The organism is Gordonia sp. UBA7860 (assembly GCF_002500165.1).
Classification (GTDB): Bacteria; Actinomycetota; Actinomycetes; order Mycobacteriales; family Mycobacteriaceae; genus Gordonia; species Gordonia sputi.
This window is the reverse complement of the sequence record NZ_DLSO01000150.1, coordinates 1-2,588: the sequence shown is the minus strand read 5'-3', so window position 1 is coordinate 2,588 and position 2,588 is coordinate 1. Positions and strand designations below refer to the sequence as shown.

The 2,588-nt window shown below is 68.6% G+C and carries 3 protein-coding genes; all 3 read left to right on the top strand.

Features of this window, described 5'->3' with window-relative positions; translation table 11 throughout:
- Positions 1 to 985 (top strand): DNA-3-methyladenine glycosylase family protein (locus B3T59_RS18980; protein ID WP_287004780.1); only part of this gene is annotated, 985 nt, incomplete at its 5' end.
- A 57-nt stretch (positions 986 to 1,042) separates the two neighbouring features.
- Complete coding sequence (locus B3T59_RS18975) at positions 1,043 to 1,672, top strand: methylated-DNA--[protein]-cysteine S-methyltransferase (protein ID WP_267626639.1); 630 nt, start codon at positions 1,043 to 1,045, stop codon at positions 1,670 to 1,672.
- Positions 1,673 to 1,736: 64 nt separating this feature from the next.
- Positions 1,737 to 2,588 (top strand): DNA recombination protein RmuC (locus B3T59_RS18970; protein WP_287004779.1); only part of this gene is annotated, 852 nt, incomplete at its 3' end.

Here is a 2,588-nt window from a genome sequence, read left to right as displayed (position 1 = left end):
CACGATCCGCGAGATCTTCGGGCTCACGCCGACTCGATTGCGCGCGCTCCGCGGTAGCAGCGCGGATGTGGGAGCTCACGCCGAGGACGGTGCCATCTCACTGCGCCTTCCCTACCGCGAACCGTTCGACGCCTCCTGGCCCGCGACGCTCTTGGGTGCACACGCCGTCGACTCGATGGAAGAGTTCACCGGCGATCCCGCGGGAGACTGGACGTTCTCGCGCGTCCTGACGCTCCCGCACGGGCATGCCCTTGCCCGGATCTCACCGGGATCGGGGTGTGACCGGCGCGGTGGTTACCTGCGAGTCGACCTCTCGCACCTCGACACCCGAGACCTCGGCGCGGCAGTGTCGCGCGTACGCCGCCTCCTCGACCTCGACGCCGACGCCGCTGCCGCAGAAGACGTCTTGCGGCGCGATCCACGCCTCGCACCCCTCATCGCCTCAGGCCCCGGCATTCGATTACCCGGATCGCCAGACCCGACGGAGGCACTGATCCGCACGATGATGGGCCAGCAAATCAGCGTCCGCGCGGCACGCCATCACGTCGGGGCATTGGTCTCGGCGCTCGGGACGGACACCGGGTGGACCGACGGTCCTGCACGGGCGTTCCCGACCGCGACGGCTATCGCCGACAACGGCGGGTCGGTGCTGCGGGGTCCGCGTACACGCGTCGACGCCATCGTCGCCGCGGCGTCGGCAATCGCCGAAAACTCGATGGAACTTCACCAGGGGGTCGCTGCGTCTGAGTTGCGTGCTCGTCTTCTGAGTCTGCGCGGGGTCGGGGCCTGGACCGCCGACTACGTGACGATGGTCGTCACCGGCGACCCCGACACCCTGCTCCACCACGACCTCGTGGTGCGGCATGCTGCGAAAGATCTCGGCGTCGACCTCACCGCCACTCAGGGATGGGCACCGTGGCGCTCCTACGCATCGATGCATCTGTGGCGCCATCGGCTCGGGCCGCAGCTCGGCACGGTCGCCTGACCGGCCGAACCGGCGTGTCCGCGCACCGAACCGCACCGACACGCGCCAGGAGGCACCATGACAACACTCGACGCAATCCCCACCGAACCCACCGAGCCGGCGGCCGACCCCGACACCACCAACGCAGAGCCGTCAGCGGTTGAGTCCGACGCGGTTGAGTCCGACGCGGTTGAATCGTCAGCGGCCCACGCGACCGTCGCGACGCCGACGGGTCCCTTCACCTTTGTTGTCGACGACGCAGGCGCGGTACTGGCGTCGGGCTGGACCGACGACGCCGCGTCGCTCTTGCCGTCGATCCACCGGGCACTCCGACCGGCGTCGTCTCGGTGGTCGGAGGAACTCACCGACGTGCGCGACGCGGTCGACGCCTACTACGCCGGCCAACTCGACGCGATCGACGCGGTGGCGGTCCGGCAACGTTCGGGCCCCTACGTGGAGAAGGTCTGGGAGTCGCTCCGCGCCGTCGCGCCGGGCAGTCCCACGACGTTCGTCCAGCTGGCCGAGGCGGCCGGACTCCCGACGGCGATTCGGGCGACCGCCACGGCCTGCGCGAGAAACGCTGCCACGCTGTTCGTTCCGTGCCACCGCGTGCTCCGCCAGGACGGCACGGTGGCGGGATTCCGCTACGGCAAGCCACTCAAGCAGTGGCTGCTCACCTATGAGGACGGCGGGAACCCGACTTTCTGATCCCCAGAGCCCCCTGAACTGCACTGACGGGGAATTGTCGGTACCGAACGGCACCATCTCTGTCATGTTGTCCGTCGCGGTCGCTCTGTTCGTGGGTCTGGTGCTCGGTGCCGTGCTGGGTTGGCTGGCCAACGCATCACGCTCTGCCGCGGCGGTGTCGGCCGCACGCACGGAGGCGGACGCGCTGCGCAGCTCCCAGGAGCTCGCAGCGCGATCACTGTCGGCGGCAAGCGAAGACGCCGCACGCAGACAGTCGACGGCCATCGGCAGCCAGGTCAACCACATCGTCGAGCCGCTGCGCGGGGTGCTGGGTCAGTTGTCGGAAGAATTGCGCAGGGTCGAGCACAACCGGATCAGTGCGTATTCGGGGCTCGCCGAGCAGGTACGCGGTATGCACACCGCATCCCAGCAGCTCTCGAACGAAACCCGCGCCCTGGCCAACGCGCTGCACACACCGCATATCAGGGGCCGCTGGGGCGAGCTGCAGCTCGAACGGGTCGTGGAGCTGGCAGGCATGAGCGAGCATTGCGACTTCAGCACGCAGGTGTCGGCCGAGTCCGACATCGCCGGGCAGGTTCGACCGGACATGGTGATCCACCTCGCGGGCAACCGCGACATCGTCGTCGACGCGAAGGTTCCACTGCATGCGTACCTGTCCGCCGCGGACTGCACCGATACGGACAAGCAGGCAGCGCTCCTGGCCGACCACGCGCGCGCGGTCAGGGCACACGTGACGCAGTTGGCGGCGAAGTCGTACTGGACCGCGTTCGCCAATACTCCGGAGATGGTCGTGTTGTTCGTACCCGGAGACACCATCCTCGACGCCGCGGTGCGCGCTGATCCCGCACTCATAGAGTACGGGTTCGCGCGGAACGTCGTGGTGACGACCCCGACCAGCCTCGTCGCTTTACTGCGC